Annotated in this window: 21 protein-coding genes and 1 tRNA gene; 11 read left to right on the top strand and 11 right to left on the bottom strand. The window is 71.7% G+C overall.

The features are described from left to right. Positions 1 to 3: 3 nt before the first annotated feature. Together bagA and bagB are read left to right on the top strand one after the other, a co-directional pair. Positions 4 to 1011: an ATPase BagA gene (bagA, locus tag ACZ7OU_RS09085; protein WP_470240641.1), complete on the top strand. Its 1008-nt coding sequence runs from the start codon at positions 4 to 6 to the stop codon at positions 1009 to 1011. After that, the gene (gene bagB / locus ACZ7OU_RS09080; protein WP_470240640.1) at positions 1008 to 2117 is read left to right on the top strand and encodes an ATPase BagB; all 1110 of its coding nucleotides are present in this window, start codon (positions 1008 to 1010) and stop codon (positions 2115 to 2117) included. The genes bagA and bagB overlap by 4 nt, the downstream gene beginning before the upstream one ends. A gap of 46 nt (positions 2118 to 2163) precedes the next feature. On the opposite strand, the gene ACZ7OU_RS09075 is transcribed toward bagB, so the two are convergent. Next, on the bottom strand, positions 2164 to 2460 hold the full coding sequence (locus tag ACZ7OU_RS09075; protein WP_470240639.1) for a WhiB family transcriptional regulator: 297 nt from the start codon (positions 2458 to 2460) through the stop codon (positions 2164 to 2166). Positions 2461 to 2802: 342 nt separating this feature from the next. On the opposite strand from ACZ7OU_RS09075, the gene ACZ7OU_RS09070 reads away from it, so the two are divergent. Beyond that, complete coding sequence (locus ACZ7OU_RS09070; protein ID WP_470254719.1) at positions 2803 to 4986, top strand: transglycosylase domain-containing protein; 2184 nt, start codon at positions 2803 to 2805, stop codon at positions 4984 to 4986. Between the two features lie 47 nt (positions 4987 to 5033). Here the strand turns inward: ACZ7OU_RS09070 and ACZ7OU_RS09065 are convergent, their stop codons facing one another. Both ACZ7OU_RS09065 and ACZ7OU_RS09060 read right to left on the bottom strand, forming a co-directional pair. Beyond that, on the bottom strand, positions 5034 to 5516 hold the full coding sequence (locus ACZ7OU_RS09065) for a hypothetical protein (protein ID WP_470254718.1): 483 nt from the start codon (positions 5514 to 5516) through the stop codon (positions 5034 to 5036). 28 nt (positions 5517 to 5544) lie between these two features. Next, complete coding sequence (locus tag ACZ7OU_RS09060) at positions 5545 to 6009, bottom strand: hypothetical protein (RefSeq protein ID WP_470254717.1); 465 nt, start codon at positions 6007 to 6009, stop codon at positions 5545 to 5547. 409 nt (positions 6010 to 6418) lie between these two features. On the opposite strand from ACZ7OU_RS09060, the gene ACZ7OU_RS09055 reads away from it, so the two are divergent. Both ACZ7OU_RS09055 and ACZ7OU_RS09050 read left to right on the top strand, forming a co-directional pair. After that, positions 6419 to 10294: an SGNH/GDSL hydrolase family protein gene (locus ACZ7OU_RS09055; RefSeq protein ID WP_470254716.1), complete on the top strand. Its 3876-nt coding sequence runs from the start codon at positions 6419 to 6421 to the stop codon at positions 10292 to 10294. A gap of 9 nt (positions 10295 to 10303) precedes the next feature. Beyond that, entirely contained in the window at positions 10304 to 10777 is a 474-nt protein-coding gene (locus ACZ7OU_RS09050) for a hypothetical protein (protein WP_470254715.1), read from the top strand. An 83-nt stretch (positions 10778 to 10860) separates the two neighbouring features. On the opposite strand, the gene ACZ7OU_RS09045 is transcribed toward ACZ7OU_RS09050, so the two are convergent. After that, positions 10861 to 12645, bottom strand: coding sequence for a serine/threonine-protein kinase (locus tag ACZ7OU_RS09045; protein ID WP_470254714.1), 1785 nt, complete (start codon positions 12643 to 12645; stop codon positions 10861 to 10863). 181 nt (positions 12646 to 12826) lie between these two features. On the opposite strand from ACZ7OU_RS09045, the gene ACZ7OU_RS09040 reads away from it, so the two are divergent. Both ACZ7OU_RS09040 and ACZ7OU_RS09035 read left to right on the top strand, forming a co-directional pair. Beyond that, positions 12827 to 13807, top strand: coding sequence for a metallophosphoesterase (locus tag ACZ7OU_RS09040; protein ID WP_470254713.1), 981 nt, complete (start codon positions 12827 to 12829; stop codon positions 13805 to 13807). 29 nt (positions 13808 to 13836) lie between these two features. After that, positions 13837 to 13910: transfer RNA gene (locus ACZ7OU_RS09035), tRNA-Pro, on the top strand. Positions 13911 to 13958: 48 nt separating this feature from the next. Here the strand turns inward: ACZ7OU_RS09035 and ACZ7OU_RS09030 are convergent. Then, positions 13959 to 14723 carry a methyltransferase domain-containing protein gene (locus ACZ7OU_RS09030; RefSeq protein WP_470254712.1) on the bottom strand — a complete coding sequence of 255 codons (765 nt, stop codon included), beginning with the start codon at positions 14721 to 14723 and terminating at the stop codon, positions 13959 to 13961. A 39-nt stretch (positions 14724 to 14762) separates the two neighbouring features. Here ACZ7OU_RS09030 and ACZ7OU_RS09025 point away from each other — a divergent pair, with 39 nt between their 5' ends. Further along, complete coding sequence (locus tag ACZ7OU_RS09025; RefSeq protein ID WP_470254711.1) at positions 14763 to 16613, top strand: S9 family peptidase; 1851 nt, start codon at positions 14763 to 14765, stop codon at positions 16611 to 16613. Between the two features lie 37 nt (positions 16614 to 16650). Here ACZ7OU_RS09025 and ACZ7OU_RS09020 read toward each other — a convergent pair whose 3' ends face one another. Genes ACZ7OU_RS09020 through ACZ7OU_RS08995 form a run of 6 tightly spaced genes read right to left on the bottom strand, consistent with a single transcriptional unit; the run spans position 16651 to position 21725 of the window. Further along, complete coding sequence (locus ACZ7OU_RS09020) at positions 16651 to 16836, bottom strand: tautomerase family protein (protein WP_176174273.1); 186 nt, start codon at positions 16834 to 16836, stop codon at positions 16651 to 16653. 6 nt (positions 16837 to 16842) lie between these two features. Beyond that, complete coding sequence (locus tag ACZ7OU_RS09015; protein WP_470254710.1) at positions 16843 to 17895, bottom strand: GNAT family N-acetyltransferase; 1053 nt, start codon at positions 17893 to 17895, stop codon at positions 16843 to 16845. Then, positions 17889 to 18932 (bottom strand): GNAT family N-acetyltransferase, encoded by a 1044-nt coding sequence (locus ACZ7OU_RS09010; RefSeq protein WP_470254709.1) that lies wholly within the window; start codon positions 18930 to 18932, stop codon positions 17889 to 17891. The genes ACZ7OU_RS09015 and ACZ7OU_RS09010 overlap by 7 nt, the downstream gene beginning before the upstream one ends. After that, complete coding sequence (locus ACZ7OU_RS09005; RefSeq protein ID WP_470255899.1) at positions 18929 to 19960, bottom strand: hypothetical protein; 1032 nt, start codon at positions 19958 to 19960, stop codon at positions 18929 to 18931. Before ACZ7OU_RS09005 ends, ACZ7OU_RS09010 begins: the two co-directional genes overlap by 4 nt. Positions 19961 to 19983: 23 nt before the next feature. After that, a complete protein-coding gene (locus ACZ7OU_RS09000) occupies positions 19984 to 21015 on the bottom strand; it encodes a GNAT family N-acetyltransferase (protein ID WP_470254708.1) in 1032 nt (343 codons plus the stop codon). Continuing rightward, the gene (locus tag ACZ7OU_RS08995) at positions 21012 to 21725 is read right to left on the bottom strand and encodes a hypothetical protein (RefSeq protein ID WP_470255897.1); all 714 of its coding nucleotides are present in this window, start codon (positions 21723 to 21725) and stop codon (positions 21012 to 21014) included. Before ACZ7OU_RS08995 ends, ACZ7OU_RS09000 begins: the two co-directional genes overlap by 4 nt. 323 nt (positions 21726 to 22048) lie before the next feature. Between ACZ7OU_RS08995 and ACZ7OU_RS08990 the strand changes: the two genes are divergently transcribed. From ACZ7OU_RS08990 to ACZ7OU_RS08980, 3 genes are read left to right on the top strand one after another with little or no spacing between them, the layout of a single operon-like run. Beyond that, positions 22049 to 23059, top strand: a complete 1011-nt coding sequence (locus ACZ7OU_RS08990) for a glycosyltransferase family 2 protein (protein ID WP_470240625.1) — start codon at positions 22049 to 22051, stop codon at positions 23057 to 23059. Next, positions 23056 to 24297 carry an ATP-grasp domain-containing protein gene (locus ACZ7OU_RS08985; protein ID WP_470254707.1) on the top strand — a complete coding sequence of 414 codons (1242 nt, stop codon included), beginning with the start codon at positions 23056 to 23058 and terminating at the stop codon, positions 24295 to 24297. Before ACZ7OU_RS08990 ends, ACZ7OU_RS08985 begins: the two co-directional genes overlap by 4 nt. Continuing rightward, positions 24294 to 25541: a hypothetical protein gene (locus ACZ7OU_RS08980; RefSeq protein WP_470254706.1), complete on the top strand. Its 1248-nt coding sequence runs from the start codon at positions 24294 to 24296 to the stop codon at positions 25539 to 25541. The genes ACZ7OU_RS08985 and ACZ7OU_RS08980 overlap by 4 nt, the downstream gene beginning before the upstream one ends. The last annotated feature ends 11 nt before the right edge of the window (positions 25542 to 25552 follow it).

Below are 25552 nucleotides of genomic sequence, written 5' to 3'. Positions count from 1 at the left end.
GTGGTGACCACTTCCCATGCCGGCTGGACCGACGAGCTTGCCCGCGCCCGGCTGCACTTCGTCACCGGCAAGGGCGGGACCGGCAAGACGACGCTCGCGGCGGCGCTCGGCCTCGCGCTCGCCCGCGAAGGCCGGCGCGTGCTGCTCATCGAGGTTGAGGGCCGCCAGGGCATCGCCCAGCTCTTCGACACCGAGCCGCTGCCCTACGCCGAGCAGCGCATCGCCGCCGTCCCCGGCGGGGGCGAGCTGCGCGCGCTGCACATCGACGTCGAAGCCGCGCTGCTCGAGTACTTCGAGATGTTCTACAACCTCGGTTTCGCCGGCCGGACGCTGCGGCGGATGGGGGCGATCGAGTTCGCCACCACCCTCGCGCCGGGCCTGCGGGACGTCCTGCTCACCGGGAAGATCAAGGAGTGCGTCGGCCGCACCGAGTCCGACGGGCGGCACACCTACGACGCCGTCGTCGTCGACTCGCCGCCGACCGGCCGCGTCGTCAAGTTCCTCGACGTCACCAAGGCCTTGACCGACCTCGCGAAGACCGGCCCGATCCGCGGCCAGGCCGAAGGGGTCGTGCGACTGCTGCACTCCGGGGAGACCGTGATCCACCTGGCCACGCTGCTGGAGGAGATGCCGGTCCGCGAGACCGTCGAAGCCGTGGCCGAGCTGGACGGCGCCGACCTGCGCCCGGGCGCGGTGCTCGTCAACCGGGTCAGACCGCCGCGGCTGCCCGCGCGCTCGGTGACGGCCGCCGCGGACGGGCGCGTCGACGCCTCCCGCGTCCGCTCCGGGCTCGCGTCGGCCGGGCTGAAGCTGCCGGAAGACACGTTGGACGCCCTCGTCGAGGAGACCGTCGAACACGCCGTGCGGGTCGCGGCCGAGCAGCGGGCGCGCGAGCAGCTCGCCGAGGCCGACCTGCCCACCCTCGAGCTGCCGGACCTCACCGACGGCGTCGACGTCGCGGCCCTCTACGACCTGGCCGAGGCCCTGACCGACCAGGGGGTGCGGGTGTGACCACCATCGACATCGACGCGCTGCTCGACGACCCGGAGAGCCGCGTGATCGTCTGCTGCGGCTCCGGCGGCGTCGGCAAGACGACGACGGCCGCGGCGCTGGCCCTGCGCGCGGCCGAGCGCGGCCGCCAGACCGTCGTGCTGACGATCGACCCCGCGCGGCGCCTGGCGCAGGCGCTCGGCCTGCGCGAGCTGGGCAACCACCCGAAGCAGGTGCGGGTCGAGGGGTTCGAGCCCAAGGGCGAGCTGTGGGCGATGATGCTCGACATGCGCCGCACGTTCGACGACATGGTGCGCGTGCACGCCGGCCCCGAGCGCGCTGAGCAGCTGCTGCAGAACCCCTTCTACCAGACCATTTCCACGTCGTTCTCCGGCACGCAGGAGTACATGGCGATGGAGAAGCTGGGCCAGCTCGCGGCGTCCGGCGACTGGGACCTGATCATCGTCGACACCCCGCCGAGCCGGTCCGCCTTGGACTTCCTCGACGCGCCGACGCGCCTGTCATCGGCCTTGGACGGCCGCATGATCCGCCTGCTGACGGGCCCGGCGAAGGCCGGCGGCTGGGGACTGCGCAAGGTCGTCAACGCGGGCTTCTCGATGTTCGCGAAGGCGGTCTCGACGATCATCGGCGGCCAGCTGCTGACCGACGCGTCGGCGTTCATGCAGGCGTTCGACAGCATGTTCGGCGGCTTCCGCGAGCGCGCCCGCAAGACGGCCGAGCTGCTGCGCTCGTCGGGGACGTCGTTCCTGGTGGTGGCCGCGCCTGAGCCGGACGCGCTGCGCGAGGCGTCCTACTTCGTGGAGCGGCTGTCGTCGGAGTCGATGCCACTGGCCGGGCTGATCGCGAACCGGACGCACCCGGTACTGGCTTCGCTGTCGGGGTCCGAGGCGCGCACCGCGGCGGACTCCTTGCAGGGCGCACCTTTGGCCGAAGCGGTGTTGAGGCTGCACGCGGACCGCGTCGACCTGGCGGCGCGCGAGGAGAGGCTGCTGGCCCGGTTCACCCGGGCACACCCCGAGGTGGCGCTGGCCCGGGTACCGGCGCTGGCCGGTGACGTGCACGACCTGGAGGGGTTGCGCGACATCGGCGTGAAGCTCGCCGGCTGAGCGGTGCGGGTAGCGCGGCAGCAGGACCGCGCCACCCGCGACCGCCTCAGCCGACTTCCACCCGCTCTTCCGCGTCCCGTTTGGCCGCGTCCAGCAGGTCCGCCCAGCTGACCACGTCGGGGCGGCGGCGCAGCAGTGCCCGCCGTTCCCGCTCGGTCATGCCTCCCCACACGCCGAAGTTGATCCGGCCGTCGAGTGCTTCGGCGAGGCATTCCGTCCGGACCGGGCAGCCCAGGCAGACCGCCTTGGCCCGGTTCTGCTCCGCGCCCCGGACGAACAACCCGTCCGGGTCGGCGTCCCGGCAGGACGCGTTCATTCGCCAGCTCGACTGGTTGGTTTCCATACCCCCAGCTCCCTACCCTGGTGATCGACGCACCAGCGGGGAAAGGCACTGCGCTCCTTGCCCCCGCGAGCGTGTCTCCCTCTGCTCACGTCGGTTCCGGGCACCTCCCCGGTGCCGGTGCCGCCGTTCGGACCAGGCGAGCTCCCACCCGCGTTGATCCATCCGACGGCTTGTCTTCGTGAGACGTTGACGGACTGTAGGGGCCGTCGGTTCCCCCCGTCGAGACCTAGAATGCCTTCCGTTACCAGATGTCACCGAAGGGGGTCGGTTTTGTCACTGATTTCACACTTGCGGAGACAGGGCGTCACCGTGACCTGACCTGTCCCGGGTAGCCTGGCCCTCGTGCGAAAAGCGGATGGTTTGTTCAAGCTCATCGGCCTCTGCCTGCTCGCGGGGGTGCTCGTCGCCGGCATGCTCTTCCCGGTCGTGGGGGCCGCCGGTGTCATGTCCAACCAGGCCAGCGAGACGGTGGAGAAGACGTCTTCGGACCTCGCCGACATCCCTCCGCCACTGGTCACGACGGTCACGGACAGCACCGGGAAGCCGATCGCGACGCTGTACGACCAGTACCGCCTGCCGGTCACCCCGGACCAGATCAACGAGGCCATGAAGTGGGCCCTGGTCTCGGTCGAGGACAAGCGGTTCTACGACCACCACGGCGTCGACTGGCAGGGCACGCTGCGCGCGGCCGTCAGCAACAGCACCGGCGCGGACACGCAGGGCGCGTCGACGCTGACCCAGCAGTACACCAAGAACTACCTGATCAACGTCGTCTACCGGAACGACCCGGTCGGTCAGAAGAAGGCCCAGGAGCAGTCGGTCGCCCGCAAGCTCAAGGAAGCGCGGATCGCGATCCAGCTCGAGACGAAGCTGAGCAAGCAGCAGATCCTCGCCGGCTACCTGAACATCGTCGAGTTCTCCCGGCAGATCTACGGGATCGGCGCCGCCGCGCACGCGTACTTCAACACCACGCCGGAGAAGCTCACGGTGCCGCAGGCGGCGCTGCTGGCCGGCCTGGTGAACAACCCGATCAACAACGACCCGTGGAAGCACGCCGACAAGGCCACCGCGCGCCGCAACCTCGTCCTCGACCGCATGGTGGAGAACAAGAAGCTGGCCAAGGCCGACGCCGACCGCTTCAAGGGCGAGCCGCTGGGCGTCGTGCCGGACTTCCCGGCCAAGCCGGCGGCCAACTGCATCGGCGCCGGTGCGGAAGACGGCTTCTTCTGCCAGTACGTCGAGGACTACCTGATCAAGTCCGGGATGACCAAGGACCAGCTGTACACCGGCGGGTACACGATCAAAACCACGCTCGACGAGAAGGCGAACCACGAGGCGAAGGCTTCGGCCGAGGCGCAGGTGGACAAGACCCAGCCGTACATCGCGAACACGCTCTCCTTGATCAAACCGGGCAAGGACCGGCATGAGGTCGTGGCACTGGCGGCGAACCGCGACTACGGCGGCAACCAAGACGCCGGCCAGACGACGTACACCCTGCCCGCCGGCGTCTACAACACCGGCGGCGCCGGATCGACGTTCAAGATCTTCACCACCGCCGCGGCGATGGACAAGGGCATCGCCGGGATCTATTCGCCGATCGACATCCCCGACAGGTACACCTCACGCGTCTTCACGACCGGGCCAGGTGGATGCGGCGGACCGACCGGCAAACCGAGGACGTTCTGGTACTGCGTCGGCAACGCCGGCGACTACAGCAGGCTCGCCAGCGGCGCGAACGTCCAGACGGCCTTGGCGACCTCGCCGAACACCGCGTTCGTCGAGCTCGAGGACCGGATCGGCAGCACCGCCCCGGCGATCGACATGGCACACCGCCTCGGGTTGCGCGACACGATGGCCACCAGCGCGGCGGGCCGCACGCCCGATCCGAACGCGAGCAAGGCCGAGCTGCGGGATCCCCAGAGCAAGTTCTACGGTCCCCAGGGCAACAGCCCCGGACTCGGCTCGTTCACCCTCGGGGTGAGCCCGGTCAGTGGTCTGGAAATGGGCAACGTGGCCGCGACCATCCTGTCCGGTGGCGTCTGGTGCCCGCCGACTCCGATCGGAGGGGTGACCGATCGCAATGGGAACCCGGTGCCGGTCAAGGAAGCGCCGTGTGAGCAGGCGGTACCGGAAGGTCTCGCGAACACGCTCGCGGTCGGGATGAGCAAGGACGACCAGCCGGGCGGCGGCACCTCTTTCCAGGCGGCCAACGCGGCGCACTGGACACGTCCGCTGATCGGCAAGACCGGAACCACGCAGTCGAACGTCTCGGCGGCCTTCGTCGGCGGGACCCCGCAGATCGCCGGCGCGGCCATGACGTTCAAGTTCGGCGGCGGGCAGGGTGGTATCTGCGACGCCGGGCCCGGGCGGGTCAGCCTGTGTCCCGGCGGCCGCGACGGCAACATCTTCGGTGGGCACGCCCCCGCCAGGACCTGGTTCGGCGCGGTGTCCAACATCCTGGCCGGGCAACCGGAAGCACCGCTGCCGCAGCCGGATCCGCAGTACATGGGCGGCCCCGGCCGCTGAGCACCGAAGGGCCCCGCGGATGCCGCGGGGCCCTTCGGTCATCCGGATCAGTACCAGCCGGTGAGGTACATCGTGCCGTGCGCCATGGCGCCGGCGCGGAACCGCCAGGACGTACTGGGGTTCGTCACCATCGCCGCCGACGTGATACTCGCCCGGCCATGGGGATTGCCGAACGGCCCGCACTGGATCCAGGTGCCGCCGCCGTCCCGCGTCCAGTCCATCCAGACGGAGTCGAAGGCCACATACGGCGGCGGGCCACCGTTGGTGCCGTCCGCCCACAGGATGGCGAAGCCCCGGGTCTTCCCGCCGATGGGCGCGAACTCGAGGTCGAGGTGCTCCTCGGCGTTGCCGATGGTGATGGTCGAGTTCCAGGCGGCCGAGTAGCCGTCCTGGTTGTCGGGGATGTCGACGAACCCGTTCCGCCCGCCGGCGCAGTCACCGGTGCTCGCCGACGCCACTTGCACCGGCACGACCATCCCCGCGACGACGACAGCCAGCGAAAGCACAGCCCGCATTGCCTTGTTCCGCACTACAACCTCCCGATGTCGACGGTCCGGATCAGCAGTGACCGATGGGCGAAGCCGGGTCGTGGCCGGTTGCCAGGTAGTAGCCGGTCACCCACCCGTCGATGGCGACCGGCACGCTGTTCTGGTAGTCGGTGTAGACACCGCGATACCAGACGTTGTCGCCGTGGATCGCCTCCCCGGTCGTCCAGCAGTCCAGCGAGAACCAGCTCTGGTAGGGGAGCGTGACGATGTACTGCGACTGGGAAGTCGGCTGCGCCCGCACGTTCACCGCGGCGACTGTCAGCGCGCACCAAGTGCCGTATGTCCCGCCGGGGCAGGCCTCGACGCTTTCCGCCGAGTCGGTCGAGGCCGCGGCAATACCGCCGAAACCGGACATAACAGCAACTATTGCCGCCACCGCGGACAGCTTTCCGTAAAGCTTCAAATCAATCTTTCCCCTCATTTGCAGCTCATCCCGAAAGGCCGAGCGAACAGAAATGCGCAGCCAGTTACCCACGCCGCGCCACTTCTGATCAATAGGCCGTCCGAGTGACAGACTGAGTGTCGCGACACGCCGAAACCAGTAACTGAAGATCACCCTTCCGGCCCTTGGCCACCAGGGCACGCACGGTGTTCACTGCTATGAGCTGCGGAAACATCCGCCGGCCAAGGCGTGGCGCCGACCCTGGGGAGGGGGTGAGCACGCGCGCGTCCGCGTCGATCCGCCAATCGAACACCGGAGCGACCATTTCTTCCGTCGCCGACGGCGCCGACGCGGCACGCAATTCGCACGCCAGCCGTCGAATCCGCTGAAATCCCAGCCGCAGCCGGCACCTCGGCACGCAGCCGTCCGGCGTCCCCGCCAGCCCGGAATCCTCATTCCGTGATGATTTCTGACGTCACACACTTCGGAAAGGCTCACATTCATGCACAAGGTACGCAGACCTGTGTACCGGTCATCGAGATGGCTGCCGCTCACGGCGGCCGTCACCCTGATCTCCGCGCTGGCGGCCGGGCAGAGCCCCGCCTCCGCCGCAGCCGCTCCGCCGCCGCCCGCCGACCCGCCCGCCACCTCGTCGGTTCCCCTCGCCCAACGCGCCGGCGTGCTCGGTTCCGGCTGGGCCGGCTCCACCGACCGCGCGGTGACCACCGTGGGCGACACCGCCGGTCTCCACGTCCTCGTCGCCGACGCGAAGGACGGTTACGCCTGGCGCACCGCGGCGACGCTCACCGAGCCCGGCGCCGAAACCAGTCAGTGGATCGGGCAGGACTGCGTGACCGGCTCGGGCCGGTTCGCCGCCGTCGTCTACTCGCCGCGCGAGGCGGTGAACCGCGAGGAGCGGTTCCACGCCGGCGGGCTCGCCGCCGTCGTCGACCTCGCCAGCGGTGCCGTGCGCAAACTGCCGTTCGCGGTCAACCTCGCTTACTACAACCCGGGTTGCGGCGCGAGCGACGAGGTCGTCTTCACTCGCAACCTCACCGCCGCCGACACGTACAAGTCGCGGCTGGTGACCGTCGACGCCCTCACCGCGAAAGTGGTGCGGCAGGTCGACGCGACCGGTCAGGTCACCTCCGCGGTGCCCTTCGGCGACGGCGTACTGGCCGCCGCGGCCGACGGCCTCGCCGCCGTCGGAGCCGACGGGAAACTGCGACACGTCGCCGACACCGCCGACACACCGTTCCGGCTGAGCGCGGACAAGGGCGGCGTCGGCTACGAAGTCCGCACGAAGGCCGGCACGGAACTCCACCGCTACACCCCGGCCGGCGACACGCGGATCACCGTGGCACCGCTGGATTCCGTGCGGCTCGGCCAGAGCGCCGGCCACGTCGTCGTGCAGGGCCCGGCGGCGAGCCGGCTCGCCGCGCCGCTGCCCGCCGGCTGGCAGGCCGCCGACGTCCCGGCCGGCTCGACCCTGTCGACCACGGGTGCGCTGGCCGTGCTGTCCGCCACGAACGTCGGCGGCGCACCGGACCACCCCGGCGACGCGGCGCCGGTCAAGATCGAGGCTCAGGTGCTGAAGACCGGCGCGCGGACGAAGTTCTCCGTGCACCCCGAGGCACTGGTGCCGTCGGACGGCCGCGCGGCCTCCCCCGCGATCGGTGCGCCGCCCGCCGCCGGGCAGCGGGCCGCCGCCGTCGACCCGTCGACCACCACGATCGACCCCGACCGCGGGTGTGCGGTGCCCCGCAACGATCCGAAGATCCAGTCGCTGCAAGCCACCCCCGAAATGGGCGAGTGGGCCGCCGACCTCGCGGTCAAGGGGCAGCTGAACGTCCAGCGCCCAGCCGGCTGGAACGGCTCGACGCTGCCCGCATACACCCCACAGGGCCTGTTCCCGCCGCACGCCCTCACCGGTGGCGGCCAGGTGCCCGCCCAGGTGCTGCTCGGCGTGATGGCGCAGGAATCGAACATGTGGCAGTCCGGGATGAACACCGTGGACGGCGAAAGCGGCAACTTCAACCAGGGCGGTTTCTACGGCAAGGGCGTCGGCGTCGACAGCGTGAACTTCGGCAACGTCGACTGCGGTTACGGCGCGACCCAGGTGACGACCGGCATGCGGGTCAGCGAAGGCACCTCGGTGTACACACCGACGCAGCAGGTCGCGCTGACCGTCGACTACGCCGCCAACATCGCGGCCGGGCTCAACATCCTGATCGACAAGTGGAACCAGATGAAGCAGGTCGGGATCAGCGTCAACGACGGCGACCCGACGAAGATCGAGAACTGGTGGTACGCGCTCTGGGCGTACAACAGCGGCTGGCACGCACCGGGCGAGGTGAGCGGCGTCTACGGCCTCGGCTGGGCCAACAACGTGGCCAACGAAGACTTCCCGCCCGACCGCGAAGGCTTCCTCGACGCGAGCTACGACGACGCGAAGACCCCAGGCCAGTGGGCGTACCCGGAGCGGGTGCTCGGCTGGGCGAAGCACCCGCTGGTGCGCTTGGACTGGAAGGCCGGCACGTACGGCACCGCCTACCAGCCCGCGCTCTGGCCCAACGCCGGAACTCCGCAGCGGCCGCCGCTGGGCACGTTCTGCACCGCGGCCGTGTCCTGTGACATGAGCCAGATCCACAAGCCGTCGCAGTACCCGGACGACAAGGGCAGCCACTGCCTGCGCGACGACCTGCGCTGCTGGTGGCATTTCCCGGTGAGCTGGACGAACTGCCCGACCGGGTGCGGCGGGGAGAACCCCCGTTACTCGCCGGGCACACCCGAGCCGGTGCTCGCCGCGTCGAAGGTGCTGTACCGGCCCGACTGCGGGGGCGCGGCGGAACTGCCGGCCGGCTCGCTGATCATCGACGACGTCCCGGGCGACGTCACCACCTACCGCGGGTGCAACAAGGACTGGACCAACCACGGCTCCCTGACGTTCAAGTTCGCCGCCGACAGCGTCGGGCACTACCCGTCGAAGATCGACTTCCACCAGGTCGACGGCGGCTTCGGCGGCCACATGTGGAGCGCACACGCCTGGCGCGGCCAGCCGAACGTTCCGGCCAACGAAAAGCACAAGGTGACCGGAACGTGGACGCTGGACCAGCAGATCAACGGCTGGGCGCGCGTGCTGGTGTACATCCCGGACCACCGCGCGCGGACTCCCCAGGCGTTCTACACGGTCAACGGCTCCGATTCGACCTCGCCCACCCGCTCGGTCGTGGAAGGCAACTACCTCGACGACGGGCGCAACCCGGCTCCCGGGCACTGGGAATCCCTGGGTGCGTTCAACTTCCACGGCACACCGAGTGTGTCGCTCGACAACTTCACGCGCCGCGAAGTCGACAACCAGTGGACCGACGACGTGCGGGACGTGCCGTGGGACGCCTTGGCCTTCCAGCCGCTGCCCGGCAAGCCCGCCAACCAGGTCGTCGCCCTCGGTGATTCGTACGCCTCGGGCGAGGGTGCGAGCGGCGACCCGGTGAACGGTGTGTGGAGCTACTACCGCAGCAGCGACCACGACGGCCGCGACGAACACGGCGACGACCACACCATGCGCGACGCCTGCCACCGCGCGCCCGGCGCGTGGGCGCGGCAGTCCTTCCTGCCGGACAACAGCAGCCGCACGATCGGGTCCCGCGTGGATTCGTTCGACCCGACGCTGACTTACCACATGTCAGCCTGCGCCGGCGCGACGACGCGGAACCTGCTGCCGAACGGATCCGGGCAGTACCAGGAAGGACAGCAACCCGACCAGGGTTATCTCGACCAGTACACGACCCTGGTCACGTTCTCCGCGGGCGGCAACGACGCGCGGTTCACGCCGATCTTCAACCAGTGCGTGCTGTCGGTCACGGTGTGCCAGAACCAGGTGTTCGGCGACGACGGTGAGCCGCTCTCCTCGGCCGAGCCGAAGAAGATCGACCAGATCGGCCCGGCTCTGCAAACCGTGCTGACGTCCCTGCACGACCCGGTGCGGGCACCGAACGCGAAGATCCTCGTGATGGGCTACCCGATCCTGCTGGAGCTGGACGGCGAGTGCATTCCCGGGATCGGTGCCGAAGAGGGACCGTGGATCATCGAGATGAACAACCGTCTCGACGACGTCCTGCGCACCGCGGTGTCGAACGCGAAGGCGACGGGGCTCCCGGTTACGTGGGCCGACCCGCGTTCGGCGTTCGCCGGCCGGGCGGCGTGCGGTGACGACCGGGCCGGCGCACCGAGCGGCTCGGAGCTGATCCACCGGGTCGTGCTGACCCTGACCCGGGGCGACGCCCCGAACGCCGTTTCCCAGCAAAGCCTGCACCCGACCGTGCAGGGCGCGCAGACTTACGCGCAGGTCGCCACCGCGGCGATCGCGGGAATGTAGCCTCGGGAGATGGGCTTGCGGGCGGGACTGGCCGGGCTGTGCGGGGCGATCGCGGTGGCGACGTGCTGCACGGCCTGCGCCAGTCCCGCCGACGAACTCCGGCCGAAGGCGGTCGCGGGCGCCCGGGCCGCCGCTGCGGATGCGCTGCGGCAGCTGCGGGCCGTCGTACCGCCGACGCGGGCGTCGGTCGACCGGGCGATCGCGGACATCGTGCCGAACGAGAACCGGGTCGGTGGGACCGTGCTGCTGGGCAAAGAGCTTCCCGCCGAGGGCCGGTACACCGCCCGGTACGCGTTCGTTTCGCTGGTCGGCGACGGGTTCCAGGGCCAGTACGAACAGATCGCCGTGCGGCTCTGCGTGTCCTACTCCGGCGACCTGGGCCGCCCCGGTGAGGTGACGATGGCCGATCTCACCTGCCCGCCCGGGCTGCCGGGGCCCGACAACGACGTCCCGATCGACCGGGAAATCAAGCTGACGGACTGATCCCACGACGGTGAAGAGCAGCGCGGCTCCCGCAGTCCCGGCCGGGTGATCGCCACAGCCGGGGACCAGCGAAGATGCGGCGATCAGCTCTGCGGCATGTCCGACAGGATCTCGGTGTTCCACCACTGGTAGAGCTTGTCGAGCTCGTCGTTGTTCGTGACCTTTGTGGACAGCAGGGTGCCGGCGACCAACGTCGACTTCTCCGTCCACACCAGCTGGGCCGGGTCGCCCAGGAAGCACGTCAGGAACTCGCCCGGGATCGGGTTGCGGACCTCCGCGCGGTAGTACGTGCCCCAGATCTTCGGGTACGTCTTCGGGCGGCACGCGCCCTGGGCGTCGTTGCGGGTGAGGCCCTGGGTCTTCACGATGTTCTGGAAGAACGCGTCCATCGCCGCCGCGTCGGCGAAGCGCAGGAACTTCGCCCCGGTCGGCTGCTGGAACACGACGTTGCCGATCTTCACGTCGCCGACGTTCGAGTCCGTGCACTCGACCGCGGCCGCCGCGCCGGCCGGCACCGCCGCGTCTTGACACGTGTATTGCTTGTAGACCGTGGGAAGCGCGGCGTAGAGCTTCTCGTCGTGGGCCGGCTTCGTTTCCGAAGTGGACGGTGGTGGCGTCGACTTCTCCGTGCTCGTCCCGGGCGTCGACGACGTCGGCGGGTCGACGGTCAAGGGCGTCGACGGGCCGCCGGTCTGCGTCGTCTTGTCCCTGGTCACCACGTACGTGATCACCAGCGCGACCACGACCACCCCGGCGAGCACGGCGCACAACGCGATCCACCGGTTCCGCTGGGACTTCGCCGCGCGAGGTGGCTGCCGCGGCGGGATCGGGGCGCTCCGCGGACCGGTCGGCGGACCGGCGTAGACCCCCGACGGCGGACCGGCGTACGTCCCGGTCGGCGGGCCGCCGTAGGGCGCGGTCGGCATCGGCGTGGCCCGCGGCGGGGTCGAGGGCGGGGACATGGACGGCGTCATGGGCGGGGTCATCGGCGCGGCGAGGGTGGGCGGGTTCACCGGCCCCGGCAGGGTCTTCTGCCACGTCGGGATCGGCGGTGCCGGCGCGGTCGCCGCGGTCCGGACCGCGGCGGCGAACGCACCCGCCGTCGGGTACCGGTGGGCGGGGTCCTTCGCCATGCCGCGCGCCACCACCGCGTCCAGTGCCGGCGGGGTGCCCGGCCGCTCCTGCGAAAGCACCGGTGGCGGCGCGTTCAGGTGCGCGCCCATCTGCGCGGCCGCGCCCTCCGCCTGGAACGGGCGGTGCCCGGTGAGGCACTCGAAGAACACGCACGCGAGCGCGTAGACGTCGACGAGCCCGGTGATCGGCGCGTCGCCGAAGCGTTCCGGCGCCATGTAGTCGAGCGTGCCGATCACGTTGCCGGTGCCCGTGATCGACGTGCCCTCGGCGGTCATCGACCGCGCGATGCCGAAGTCCACGAGGTACACGAAGTCGCTGCTCGTCACGAGCACGTTGGACGGCTTGACGTCGCGGTGCACCAGGCCGTCCTCGTGGGCGGCGTCGAGCGCGCCCGCGACCTGCTCGACGAGCCCCACCGCCCGCTCGGGCGTCAGTGGCCCGTCCTCGAGCAGCTCCTTCAGGTCCTTGCCCTCGACGAGCCGCATGTCGAGGTACAGCTGCCCGTCGATTTCGCCGTACGCGTGGATCGGGATCACGTGCGGCTCACGCAACCGCGCGACGATCTGCGACTCGCGGCGGAACCGCGCGCGGAACGCCTCGTCGCCCGCGTTCGGCCCGGACAGCAGCTTCAGCGCGACGACGCGATCGTGCGCCGTGTCGTACGCGCGGTGGACCTCGCCCATGCCCCCTCGGCCGAGCAGGCCCTCGATCCGGTACGGCCCGAACTGCTCCATCGTTCTCCCCAACCCCCCGGTTGGAAACCCTGTGACATCCGGGGCTCCGCCCCGGGCCGGGGGCTCCGCCACCCGGAACCCCCGAAAGAACCCCTTCATCGGGCCGACGCAAATGCTAAGCGCCAGGTTCCCCGTAACGGCGGCGAAGTCACCCAACCGTTGAGCACGTATCCTGGACTCCGTGAGCACGCTCAGTAACAAATCCACGTCGGGGGTGAAGGCGGCCCGCCTCGCCGCGGGGACGCTGGCGCTCGGCGCCGCGACCCTCGGTTACGCCGTCGGCATCGAACGGCGCCACTGGACCCTGCGCACCGCCGAGCTCCCGGTGCTGGCGCCCGGGTCACGGCCGTTCACCATCCTGCACGTCTCGGACCTGCACATGCTGCCGAGCCACCGCAGCAAGCAGCGCTGGGTCGCCGCGCTCGACGAGCTGAACCCCGACCTCGTCGTCAACACCGGCGACAACCTCTCGCACCGGCAGGCGGTCCCGTCCGTGCTGCGCGCACTGGGCCCGCTGCTCGACCGTCCCGGGGTGTTCGTCTTCGGCAGCAACGACTACTACGCGCCGAAGCCCAAGAACCCGGCCCGCTACCTTATGCCGAAGGGCAAGAAGAAGCGCATCCACGGCGTCCAGCTGCCGTGGCGCGACCTGCGCGCGGCGTTCGTCGAGCACGGCTGGACCGACCTGACGCACGTCCGCCGCACGATCGACGTCGGCGGGCAGCCGGTGTTCGCGGCCGGCGTCGACGACCCCCACCTGCGCCGCGACCGCTACACCGACATCGCAGGCCCGGCCGACAGCGGCGCGGCCGTCCGCATCGGCGTCACGCACTCGCCGGAGCCCCGGGTGCTCGACACGTTCGCCACGGACGGTTACGACCTGGTGCTGGCGGGCCACACGCACGGCGGCCAGCTCCGGCTCCCGGGCTACGGCGCTCTGGTCACGAACTGTGACCTGGATCGCACCCGCGCCCGCGGCGCCTCGCGCTGGGGCGCGCACATGTGGCTGCACGTTTCGGCCGGGTTGGGCACGTCACCGTGGGCGCCCGCCCGGTTCGCCTGCCCGCCCGAGGCGAGCTTGTTGACGCTGGTCCCGCGCGGGTCGGAGTCCGCCGAACCGCGTAAGGCGGCCCGCCGAAAAGCCCGCGACACGGTCCGCTAGACTTCTCCACGACCCGCTAAGCAGTACCTCGGGGTGTGGCGCAGCTTGGTAGCGTGCCTCGTTCGGGTCGAGGAGGTCGTGGGTTCGAATCCCGCCACCCCGACGAGTAAGAGCCGGTGTCTTCGGACACCGGCTCTTCTGGTTTCCGGGGTCAGCGCGTCGCCGTCACTTCGACCCAGCATTGGCTGAAGTCGCCGTCGCCGCCGCGGGTCCAGACCCAGGCCGAGCGGGCCGCGCTCGCCAGCTGGTCCCGGTCTCGTCCCTCCTCCTTGAGCGCCGCCTCGAGCCGCGTCTCCACGTATCTCGCCAGGTCGCGGTAGCTCATGTCCGAGCGGTAGCGGGCTCTCGACACGATCTCCGTGAACCCAGCTGTCGCGCATTGGTCCGCGATCACGCGGCCCGCGAACGGGTTGCCGCCCGCCTGGCGGCGCAGCAGATAATGGCCGCGAAGGGCCGCGTCGACGTTCGCCGTCTTCGGGCGCAGCCGCGCCTTGCTCCAGTCCGATGTGGACAACGCGAGCCGTCCGCCCGGCTTCAGGATCCGGTGCAGCTCGGCCAGCGCGTCCAAAGGTGCGGCCAGATGCTCGAACAGCGCGTGGGAGAAAGCCACGTCCACGCTCGCGTCGGCGAAGGGCAGGTCGTACGCCGACGCCGCCACGAAGTCCACTGTGGACCTTCCGGCCCGGCGCGCGGCGGCCCGGGCGAGCGCGACCTGACCGGCGTCGAGGTCGATCCCCGTCACGCGCGACTCCGCGGCGAGACCGAGGGTGATCGAGCCGGGGCCGCAGCCGAGGTCGACCACCCACATGCCCGGCCCGAACAGCGGCTGGGCGAACGTCGCGCGCTCCGCCGCCGTGCGCGCGGACATCATCGAAACCGCGTCTCGCCCGTAGCCCGGCGCGTAACCCTCCAGCACCCCGCACACAGTACGGCCAGAAGGTGGCAGGATCGAGGGGTGAGCACGCAGTCAGCCAACCAATTCCCGCCCGCGGTGGTCCCGGACCGGCTGTTCGACGACGCCGAAGCCGAAGCCCGCTGGCGCGCCCGCTTCCACGCCCCCCGCATCTCCACGCCCGATTGGGCCCGCGACGCCCCCGATGCCAACATCTACGTCTCCAACTCCAGCGGTGTCTGGGAGGTCTACGCCTGGAACCGCGCGACCGGCGAGCACCGCCGCGTCACCGACCGGCCGAACGGCACGATGCACGCGACGCCGTCCCCGGACGGCGAGTGGCTCTGGTGGTTCGACGACACCGACGGCGACGAGTTCGGCTCGTGGGTGCGCGAGCCCTTCGCCGCGACCGAGGGCAGCGAGCCCGAGAAGGCCGTCCCGGACGTCCACGACGGCTACCCGGCCGGCCTCGAGATCGGCGCCGGGATCGTCGTGGTCGGCGTCTCGACCGACGACGGCAGCGAGCTGTTCGCCCGGATCGGCGGCGAGACACACCGCTTCTACAGCCACGCGGACGACGCCGGGATCGCGTCGATGTCCCGCGACGAGAGCCTGATCGCGATCTCCCACTCCGAGCACGGCGACTCGCGCCACCCCGCCCTGCGGGTGCTCGCGGCCGACGGGTTCGCCGCGGTGGCCGAGAAGTGGGACGGCGAAGGCAAGGGCCTGTCCGCTCTCGAGTTCTCCCCGCTGCCGGGCGACCAGCGCCTGCTGGTGCTGCACGAACGCCGTGGCCGCGAGGAGCTGCTCGTCTGGGACGTCCGGGACGACTCCGAGACCGAGCTCGAGCTCGACCTGCCCGGCGAGGTCGTCGCGGGCTGGTACCCGGACGCGCGCGCCCTGCTGGTCGTGCACTTCCACGAAGGCCGGAGCTCGTTGTACCGCTACGACCTCGACACGGCCGAACTGTCCTCCGTGGACACTCCGGCCGGCCGCATCGGCGGCGCCGGCGTCCGTCCGGACGGGACGGTCGAGTACTCGTGGTCCAGCGCCGCCGAGCCGGCCGCGGTCCGCGCGCGGACCACCGACGGCGCCGACTCGGTGCTGCTCGAACCGCCGGGTGAGCGCGCGCCGGGGTCGGAACCGGTGACCGACGCGTTCGTCGAAGGCGTCGGCGGCCGGATCCACGCGCTGGTCTCGCGGCCCTCCGGAGCGCCCGAGGGCCCGCTGCCGACGGTGTTCTCGCTGCACGGCGGCCCGCACGCGGCGGACGAGGACCGGTTCTCCGCCTACCGCGCGACGTGGCTCGACGCCGGGTTCGCCGTGGTCGAGGTCAACTACCGCGGCTCGACCGGCTACGGCTCGGCCTGGCGTGACGCCATCGAGGGCCGGCCGGGGCTGACCGAGCTGGAAGACGTCGCCTCGGTGCACGACTGGGCCGTCCAAAGTGGACTCAGCGACCCGGCGAAGTGCGTCGTGAACGGCGCTTCGTGGGGCGGTTACCTGTCCCTGCTGGCGATCGGCACCCAGCCGACGCGGTGGGCGGCGGCCGTCGCCGGAGTGCCGGTGGCGGACTACGTCGCCGCGTACGAGGACGAGATGGAGCAGCTGCGTTCGTTCGACCGCGCGCTCTTCGGCGGTTCGCCGGAGGACGTCCCCGCGGTGTACGCGGAGTGCTCGCCGATCACGTACGTCGACGCCGTGACGGCGCCGGTGCTCGTGCTGGCGGGCGACAACGACCCGCGCTGCCCGATCCGCCAGATCGAGAACTACCTCGACCGGCTCGGCGGCCGCGACTTGCACCACGAGTTCTACCGCTACGACGCGGGCCACGGCTCGCTGGTGATCGCGGAGACGATCAAGCAGACGTCGATCGAGGTCAACTTCGCCCAGCGGGCCCTCGGCCTGCGCTGACGCACTCGCCGGGAGGCCGGACCGGTCTCCCGGCGGGTCAGCGTTCGGAGTGCAGGACGCCGCCGGTGGCCCAGTGGTCGGCGCCGATCTCGACGAGCGTCACCTGGACGCCCTCGGGCTTGCCGCCGCAGGTGCGGATGAACGCGTCGGTCAGCTCCCGGACCAGTGCGCTCTTCTGGGCCGGCGTGCGGCCGGGGAACATGGCAACGCTGATCATCGGCATCGGCGGTCACTCCTGGGTGCGCGGGGTGGGACGCCGCGAAGTTAACACCGGAACCGCCGCGGCGAACTGCGGGACGAGCCGCGCGCCGAGCGTCGCTTTCATCTCCGTCATCTTCTTGCCGAACACCACCGACGCCCGCCCGTTCGCGATCGCCCAGCGCACCGCTTCGCCGTAGAAGTGGAAGTACAGGTTCGGCCGGCCGCCGTCGGCCGGGGGCAGCGCACCCCAGTGCCGGGCGATCGGCAGGTCCGGGTGGTCGAGCAGGGTCGCGAGCGCGATCAGCCGCCCGGTGCGGGTGTCGCGGTACTCGATCACCGAGACGTCCGGCTGCCGCAGCAGCGCCGCCAAGTAGCCGGTGAAGTGCGGCAACGGGACGATCGGCACGTCGTGGTGCTTGCGCTCGTTGTGCCGCAGCACCTCGGCGACGGCGACCGGATCGGCCTCCTTGCCCGGCACGAACCGCACCTCGACGGCCGGGTCGGCGTCGACGGTCCGGAAGATCTTGCGCAGGTTCTGCTTCCGCTTGCGGGCCAGGGAGTTCATCCAGTCGTCGCGGGAGCCGAACGCGGCGACGTCGAGCACCGCGATGTCCTCGGTCCGCCGCACCAGCCGGAACCGGCCGTCGACGGCGGGCACGCCCGGCTCGCCGACCTGCCGCACCAGCATGCCGCGGAAGCCGCGGCCGAGCTCGGCCCGCATGGCCGGGACGTAGGTGTCCAGCAGCCGGCTGACGCCGCCGTCGCCGCCCGGGTCGGCGAACCACCAGCCCGGCTGCGAACCCGCGCCGGGCCCGCGGACGTCGAGCCCGCCGAGCCGGCCCCGGCCCGGACCCGCGAACCGGTTCCGCCGCGTCCGGCCGGTGACCCACGCGGCGCTGACCACCCCGTACGGCTCGGTGCCCTCGCGCAGCACGGTCACCGGCTGCGGGGTCCGGGCGGCCCACGCCTGGGTGGCGAGCACCTCCCAGCTCCAGTCGGCCCGAAGCCCGGCTCGCTCGCGCAAGGCCGGCCAGCACGCCGGTTCCGCGTCGTGGCGCGGGTCGAGCACGTCGATCACCACCGCGTCACCGGCCTCGGCACGACGACGCCGGTCATCGGGCTCGGCGTGAACCCGAGTGACGCCTTGAGGTCGGTGACCCCGCGGCCCAGCGACAGGAACTTCCGGTTGTGGTCGATCATGTGCCGCACTCCCCGCACGACGACGTCGAAGTAGAGGTGTTTCGGCCGGCCACCGTCGGGCGGCAGCGCGGCCCAGTGCTGGTGCAGGGGCATCACCGGGTGGTCGAGCAGGTCGGTGAAGGCGAGCAGGCGACCCTCGGCGTCGTGGTAGGTCGTGGTGACGACGTCGGGCCGGCGGACCAGCTCACCGAGGTACTCGGCGGTGACCGGGCCGCGCTGGTCGAACTTCACCGGCCCCTTGGTTTCGCGGTGGGCTCGCAGCATCGCCGCCAGTTCCGCGGGCTCGAGGTCGTCGCGGGCCGTGCCCTCCCGGACGACCACCGCCGGGTCGGCGGCGATCTTGCGGATCTGGCCGCGCAGGCTCGACCGGCGGTTGCGGCTCAGCGACGCGAGCCAGTCGTCGAGGTCGCCGAAGGTGTTCTCCAGCACCAGGGCCGGCTGGATCGCGCGGACGAGCCGGCCGCGCCCGGCCACCAGCCCGGCGGTGTCCGGGGTGGCCGCGCGGTAGACCACGCCGAGGCAGCCGGGGCCGGTGCGCCGGCAGGCGGCGCGTTCGAACCGGCGCAGGATCTCGCGGCGCGCGCCGGCGTCGAGCGCTTCGGCGAACAGCCACGCCGGGTAGCACGACAGCCAGGCGTGCTGGACCTCCAGCCAGCGCGGCGTCCACCGCGCGACGCCGCCCACGACGCCCGCCTCGGCCGATCCACCGGGGTGGCACACCATGGCGAGCACCGCGGCGACGAGCTCGTCGCCGTCGCTGACGACGGTGAGCAGGTACGGGCTGCGCGAGAATCGCGACTCCGTGCACAACAGGCCGTAGTCCCAGGTCAGCGGGGCCTGCTGGGCTTCGAGGAAGGCGGCCCAACCGGCCGGTTCCGGATCGGTGCGCGGGTCGAGGACCCGGACGGTCCAGCTCATCGGCCCAGCACCGGCCTCGGCACGGCCACCGAGAACAGGCTCCGGGTGCCGAAGCCCAGCGCCTGTTTCTCCGGCAGCATCGCGCGGCCCGCGGTCAGCTCCGGTCGTCCCGCGGCGATCATGTGGGCGACGCAGCGGGCGTAGCAGTCGACATAGAGCCCCTTCCGGCCACCTTCGGCACTCGAGAGGGCGGCCCAGTGGTGCACCGCCGCGCCGTCCGGGTGGTCGATCATCGCGTTGAAGCCGAGCAGCCTGCCCTCGCCGTCGCGGTAGGTCCGGGTCACGACGTCGGGCCGCCGGACGAGCGCGTCGAGGTAGGCCGGCGCGATCGGGCTGCGGGTGTCCAGGTGCAGGCCGCCGACGCGCGAACGCTGGCCACCGGCCCACGCGCGGTCGTCCTGCCGCGCGCGGTGGGCGTTGAGCAGCACGGCCAGCTCGTGCGGATCGAGGTCGGTGCGCCCGGCCGCGGCTTCCGTGGCGACGTCCGGGTCCAGGTACCGGCGGACGTCCGGCGCGAGCGACGCCGCCCATTCGTCCACAGTGGAATAGCGGTTGACGAGGACGGCGGCCGGGTCGATCTCGCGGCTGATCCGGGCCCGGCCGTCCAGTGCCGGCACCAGTTCAGGGTTCATCGCCCGGTAGACGACGCCCAGCAAACCGGGGCCGACGTGCTCGCGCAGCGCCCGCTCGAACTGCCGGATCGCCGTGCGCCGGTCGGTGAAGTCGTCGTCGAACACGCACGCCGGATAGCCGCTCAGCAGCGGGAGGTAGACCTCGGCCCAGCGCGGCCGGAACCGGCCGCCGGAGAGCGGCCCGAAGCTGCCTCCACCCCAGCCCCGGCACACCATCACCGCCAACGCGCCCACGACCGCCGCGCCCTGCCGGACGACGGCGAGCACCGGCGGGTTCTTCGCCAGCCACGCCTCGCGGCGCAGCAGCTCGTAGTCCCACACCGGCGGCAGGCATCGGGCCCGGAACGCCGCCCAGCCCTCCGGCGGCGGATCGGTGCGGGGGTCGTGGACGTCCACTCGCGACACCGCGACGACGGTCTTCACCGGCCCAGCACCGGTCTCGGCACGGCGGCCGTGTAGACCGGCCGGGGCCGGAACCCCAGCTCCTGCTTCAGCTCGATCATGCCGCGGCCCGCGGACAGCTCCCGGGCTCCGCGCTTCGCGGTGAAGCGCACCGCGCGCACGTAGGAGTCGAAGTACAGCCACTTCTTCCCGCCCGCGCCCGGCGGCAACGCGGCCCAGTGCTGCAGGACGGGGGTGTCCGGGTGGTCGAGCATCGTCTGCACGGCGAGCAGCTTCCCGCCGGTGTCGGCGTAGGTCAGGGTGTGCACGTCCGCCCGCCGGACGAACCGGTCGAGGAAGCCGGCCGACGGCATCGTGCGGGTGTCCAGCGCCAGCCGCCCGTACCGCTCGCGGTGCGCCTGGATGAGCCCGGCCAGCTCGGCGCCGTCGAGGTCGGTGCGGCCCGGCCCGCCGCGGATCACCAGGGACGGGTCTTCGGCGAGCCGCCGCCGTTGCCGCCGCAGTCCCGCCCGCCGTGACTTCGACAGCGACGCGATCCAGTCCTCTTCGGACGTGAACCGGTTCTCCAGCACCGCGACGGGGTCCACACGCTTGACGAGCCGGCCGCGGCCGGCGAGCCCGGTGGCGAGGTCCTCGCCGAGCGCGCGGTGGACGACGCCGAGCAGGCCGGGGCCGAGGTGGCGGCCCAGCTCCCGCTCGAGTTCCCGCACCAGCGCCACCCGGTCGGACGCCCCCGGCGCGAACGCGATCCCCGGGTAGCCGCTGAGCCACGGCTGGCAGACCTCGGCCCAGCACGGCCGCAGCAAGCGCTTCCCGGGCCGCGGCGCGAACCGCGGCGCCAGCCGGGGGCGGCAGACCAGGACGGACGCCGCGGCGACGAGCTCGTCGCCTTCGGCCGCGACGACCAGCAGCTGCGGGTTGCGGGCGCCCCAGGCTTCGAGGCCCATCACCTCGTAGTCCCACACCGGGTGCAGCCGCGCGGTCCGGGTGAACTCCGCCCACCCCGCGGGCGCCCGATCGACGCGGGGATCGTGGAACGCGAACCTCATGCGAGGACGACCGGGGTGCCGTGCCGGGGGCAGGCCGCGATTTCGCCGCGCACCCCGCCGGCCGGGATGACGTCGACGAACCGCGGGGAAGCCTGCCGCAGCAACGTGAACGCGAGCCCGCCGGCCGTCGCCCGCGCGTAGACGTGCGGCCAGTCGAGGTGCCAGCGCCCGCAGCCGCCCAGCGCGCCGAGGTACCCGAGCACGGGGTCGTGCAGGACGCCGTAGGGACCGGCGTCCAGCGAGTCGAGCTCGCGGTGCGGCACCGCTTCGACGCGGTGGTCCTCGGTGAAGGCCGTGATCGCCTTGTCCTCACCGACCGCGAGCACGCGGTGGCCGCGGCTCAGCGCGGCCGCCACCTCACGCAGCACCGACGCGCTCGGCGCGTCCGGGTCGGCGACGCAGCCCCGCACGCCTTTCGGCAGGTCGGCGGGGGGCCGCAGGCCGTCCGGGCCGAGCAGGACGACCAGGCTGCCGGGCCCGGGCCCGGGCCCGGCAGCCGTCCGCAGCACCCGGCCGAGCCCGCGAGCGGGCTCGGACCGCTGTGTGCCCCCCGCCAGCGGGACCAGGTCGACCAGCTTGTGCACCGCTTCCGCGAGGGGTGCCGCGCCGCCGTTCGTCCCGGTCCGCCCGGGCACCACGACCGGGTCCTCCCGGCCGTCGAGCGCCCAGCGCTCGCGGTAGAACGGCACCGTCGCGAACGCCGACCGCACCGCCCGGACGTACGCGGCGCGCCAGACGACCCCCGCCCCCAGATTCCACATGGCCGGGAAGTCTGCGTCATCGACGGCCCGCAGGGAAGAAGTTCACCCGAAGGACACTCCGAATGCCGGATGGGTCAATACTTTGGTCTGGGTCTGAACGGAGGAATTCGTAGCCCCGCCATCCCCAAACAACGATCCTTCTGCTTATAAATCCGCCACGCCGCAGATCGGCAAGCGGTCTTATCGGATCCATCTGGGGAATTCATGATCACTATTCACACCGTACGTGACCACGCGAACACAAAACCGCCGTCACTCCTCCGGCCCGGAAGATGACCACCCCGTTTCCGGGGCCGGCCCACAGTGGACTCACCGTAGTCATCCCGTGCTTCAACGAAGTCGAGAACGTCGAACCGTCCTATCGGGAAATAACCAACGAACTGGGTCACTATTCACTGGAGCTGTTTTACGTCGATGACGGGAGCGTCGACGGAACGCTGGACAAGATCCGGGCGCTCGCGGCCGCCGACCCGCGCGTGCGGTATTTGTCCTTTTCCCGCAACTTCGGTTTCGAAGCCGCCTTCTCGGCTGGCTACCGCTACGCGACCAAGCCGTGGATCCTGCACGTCGACGCCGACCAGCAGTTCCCCGCCGCCGAGGCGGAGAAGCTCGTCGCGGCGGCCGAGCAGGGCAACGACGCGGTCTTCGGCGTCCGCACCAACCGCCAGGACCCGCGGTTGCGGCGGTGGGGCACCGCCGCGTTCCACTTCCTCGGCCGGCGGGTGCTGCGCATCGAGATCCCGCCGGGCGCCACGGCGTTCCGGCTGGTCCGCACGGAACTGGCCCGCAAGATCGTCGACCTGCGGCTCGGCACGCCGTACTTCCTGGCCACGGTCCCCCGGCTGACGAGCCGGTACACCTGCGTCCCGGTCGCGCACCGGGCCCGCGAGCGCGGCGAGTCCAAAGTGGGCTTCGGGTTCCTGGCCTCGCACGCCATCGAACTCTTCGTCGGGTTCACCCGGCGCCTGACGACGGCGGCGTCCGCGACGGCCTTGCTGGCCGGGGGGATCGCGGTGCTCGCCGGCGGCGCGGCGACGTTCGGCCTGCTCGGCCCGGACGCGACGGCCACGCTGCTGTTCGCGCTGCTCGCGGTGCTGCTCGTGGTGGCGGCACTGACCGTGCGCTACCTCGTCGTGGTCGGCGCGGGCCAGCCGCGGCCGCGGCAGTTCTACGTCCGGGAAGCGAACGTCGTCGTCGACGCCGAAGACCGGCTCTTCACCCCGGCGGACCCGGCGGGTCCCCGGCTCATCGATGTGCAACTGGGGAAAGGCGTTTCAGCGTGACGAGTTCGAAGAAGGACCCCGCGAGAACCCTGGTGATCCTGGGAGGCGCGGACGGTTCGGTCAGCACCTACGAGCGCGCGCGGGAGCTGGGGTTCCGCACGATCTGCGTGGACGTCCGCTCCAGCGCGCCGGCGCTGGCGTACGCGGACGAGTTCCTGCAGGTCAGCGTCCGGGCGCCGGAGCAGATCGCGGCGGCGCTGGAGGGCCGCCGCGATCTCGCCGGCGTGCTGTGCCCGGCCAGCGACGTCGGCCTGCCGGCGCTGGCGTGGCTCACCCGCCACTGGGGCATGCCCGATCCGCTGCCCGAGTACGCGGTGGCCGCGTCGACCGACAAGTCGGTGTTCCGCGCGCTGTGCGACCACCTGGGGCTGCCGAGCTACCGCAGTGTCGACGGCAGGCCCGGCCCGGAACTGGTCCACGCGGCCCAGCAGCTGCGGTTCCCCGCGCTGGTCAAGCCGGTCGACTCCTCGGGCAGCCGCGGCGTCGTCTCCTGCGCCGGGCCGGGCCGGCTGACCAGCGCGTTCACCGAGTCGCTCGCCTTCTCCCCGTCCGGGCGCCTGGTCGTGGAGGAACACCTCGACGGCTCGCACCTCACCATCGAGGCCCTGGCCGTCGACGGCCGGATCGTCTTCCACGCCGTGACCGAGCGGGTGCTCACGCCGCCGCCGTTCTTCGTGACGTCGTCGCACCTGCTGCCCGCCGCGCTGCCCGCCGATGTCGAACTGAGCCTGATGGAGGCCCTCGACCGGATCTGCACCGAGCTCGGCTACCGGACCGGGCCCCTGACCCTGGACGCCGTCCTCGGCCGGGACGGGCAGCTCTACCTCATCGAGATGGGCGCCCGGATGGGCGGCAACGGCCTCGCGGAGGCGATCGCGCACTGCCACGGCGCCGACCTGATCGCCGCCGGGATCGCCGCGGCCACCGGCGACGAGGTGCGGCTGGACCTGCACGAGCCGAAGCCGACGCTGGTGCACATCCTGGCGTCCGACCGCGGTGGTCACCTGTCCCGAGTGGACGGTGTGACCGACGTGCGGGCGCTGCCCGGGCTGGTCGGCCTGCACCTGTTCGCCGACGAGGGCTCGTTCGTCCGGCCCTACGAGCAGGCGGGGTACAAGCTCGGGTACGTGGTGCTGACCGCCGGTTCGGTGCCGGAGCTGCTCAGCGCGGAGAACGCCGTCCGCGGCACGCTGAAGTTCCTGCTGCACGACCAGGACATGGCGGTACCCCTGCCGTGACGGGCTCGGTCACCACCGCATCGGCGGTGGCGCCGCCCCGGCCGGCGGTGGTGCTGCGGCTGCTCGCCGGCCGGGGTGTGTTCCGGCTGGCGGTGCAGGTGATGGGGCTGGTCCTGATCACGGCGTGGGGTGCTCGCGACTACGGGCGCTTCGCGAACGCGCTCGGCCTGATGACCTGGCTGAACTTCGTGCCGGCCGCGGCGGAGAAGTCGGCCTTGAAGAGCCTGCCGCGGCTGAACCGGACCCGGGACGCCGTCGCGGCGCTCGCCGTCCGGCTGGCCGCGGTGCCGGTGCTGGCGGTGCTGGTGGCGACGGCCGTCGCGCTGGCCGTGGCGCCGCGTTCGGACGCGGCGCTGTACCTGACGGCGGCGGCGTGGTCGATCTCCGGCGGGTTGCTGATGACGGTGTCCGGCCTGCACCGGCTGCGCGAGAAGTCCACTTTGGACGCTTTCGCGTTCGCGGCGGGCTCGGTCGTGGTCGGCGTGGTGACGTGCGTGACGTGGGCGGTGCGCTGGTCCCCCGAGACGCACCTGGCGTTGCTGCTCGGCGGAATCCTCGTCATCCTCGCCGCTTCGGTGGCCCTGCTGCCGAAGCCGTGGCTCCGGGGCGGCGGCGTGCCGGGGCACCGGCTGCTGCCCGCGTTCGGCCGCAGCACCGTCCTGCTCGGCCTGACCGAACTGCTCGACGTCATCTCGACGTCGGTCGTGTTCGCGGTGCTCGCGCTGTCCGGCCGGACCACCGACAGCGGCCCGTTCTACCTGGCGCTGCTGGTCTCCAGCGCGTTCTGCTCGCTGCTGTACTACCAGCTCAAGCTGCACCAGCCGGCCGCGTCGCGGCGGATGCGCGGCACCGGCGCGGCAGCCGGCCGGGCTCGCGCCGCGGGGCTGCTGAAGCTGGTCGAACGGGCGGGCCTCGCGGTCGTCGTGCTGCTGGGCGCGGGTCTCGCCATCCCCGGGACCCGCGCTCTGCTCACGGCCGAAGACGCGTACGTCGTCCTCGGGGTGCTCGTGCTCGTCGAGACGGTGTTGTACGCAACCGGCCTGTACGCGGGCTTCCTCCTCGAAAACACCAACAGCAAGGTGCTGACGCTGACGTCCGGCACCGCCGTCGTCTCGCTCGTCGCCACCGCCGTCGCCGCGGCGCTGCTCGTCCCCGTCCTCGGGCCGGTCGGCGGGTTCGCCGCGCTCGTCCTCGCGCTCGCGGTGAAGGCGGCCGTCCTGCGGCGCCTGGTCCGCCGATTCTGAACCACTGGGAG

This window comes from Amycolatopsis sp. NPDC114505 (assembly GCF_055633615.1).
The sequence above is the reverse complement of the archived record's forward strand: the minus strand, read 5'-3'. Positions and strand labels throughout refer to the sequence as shown.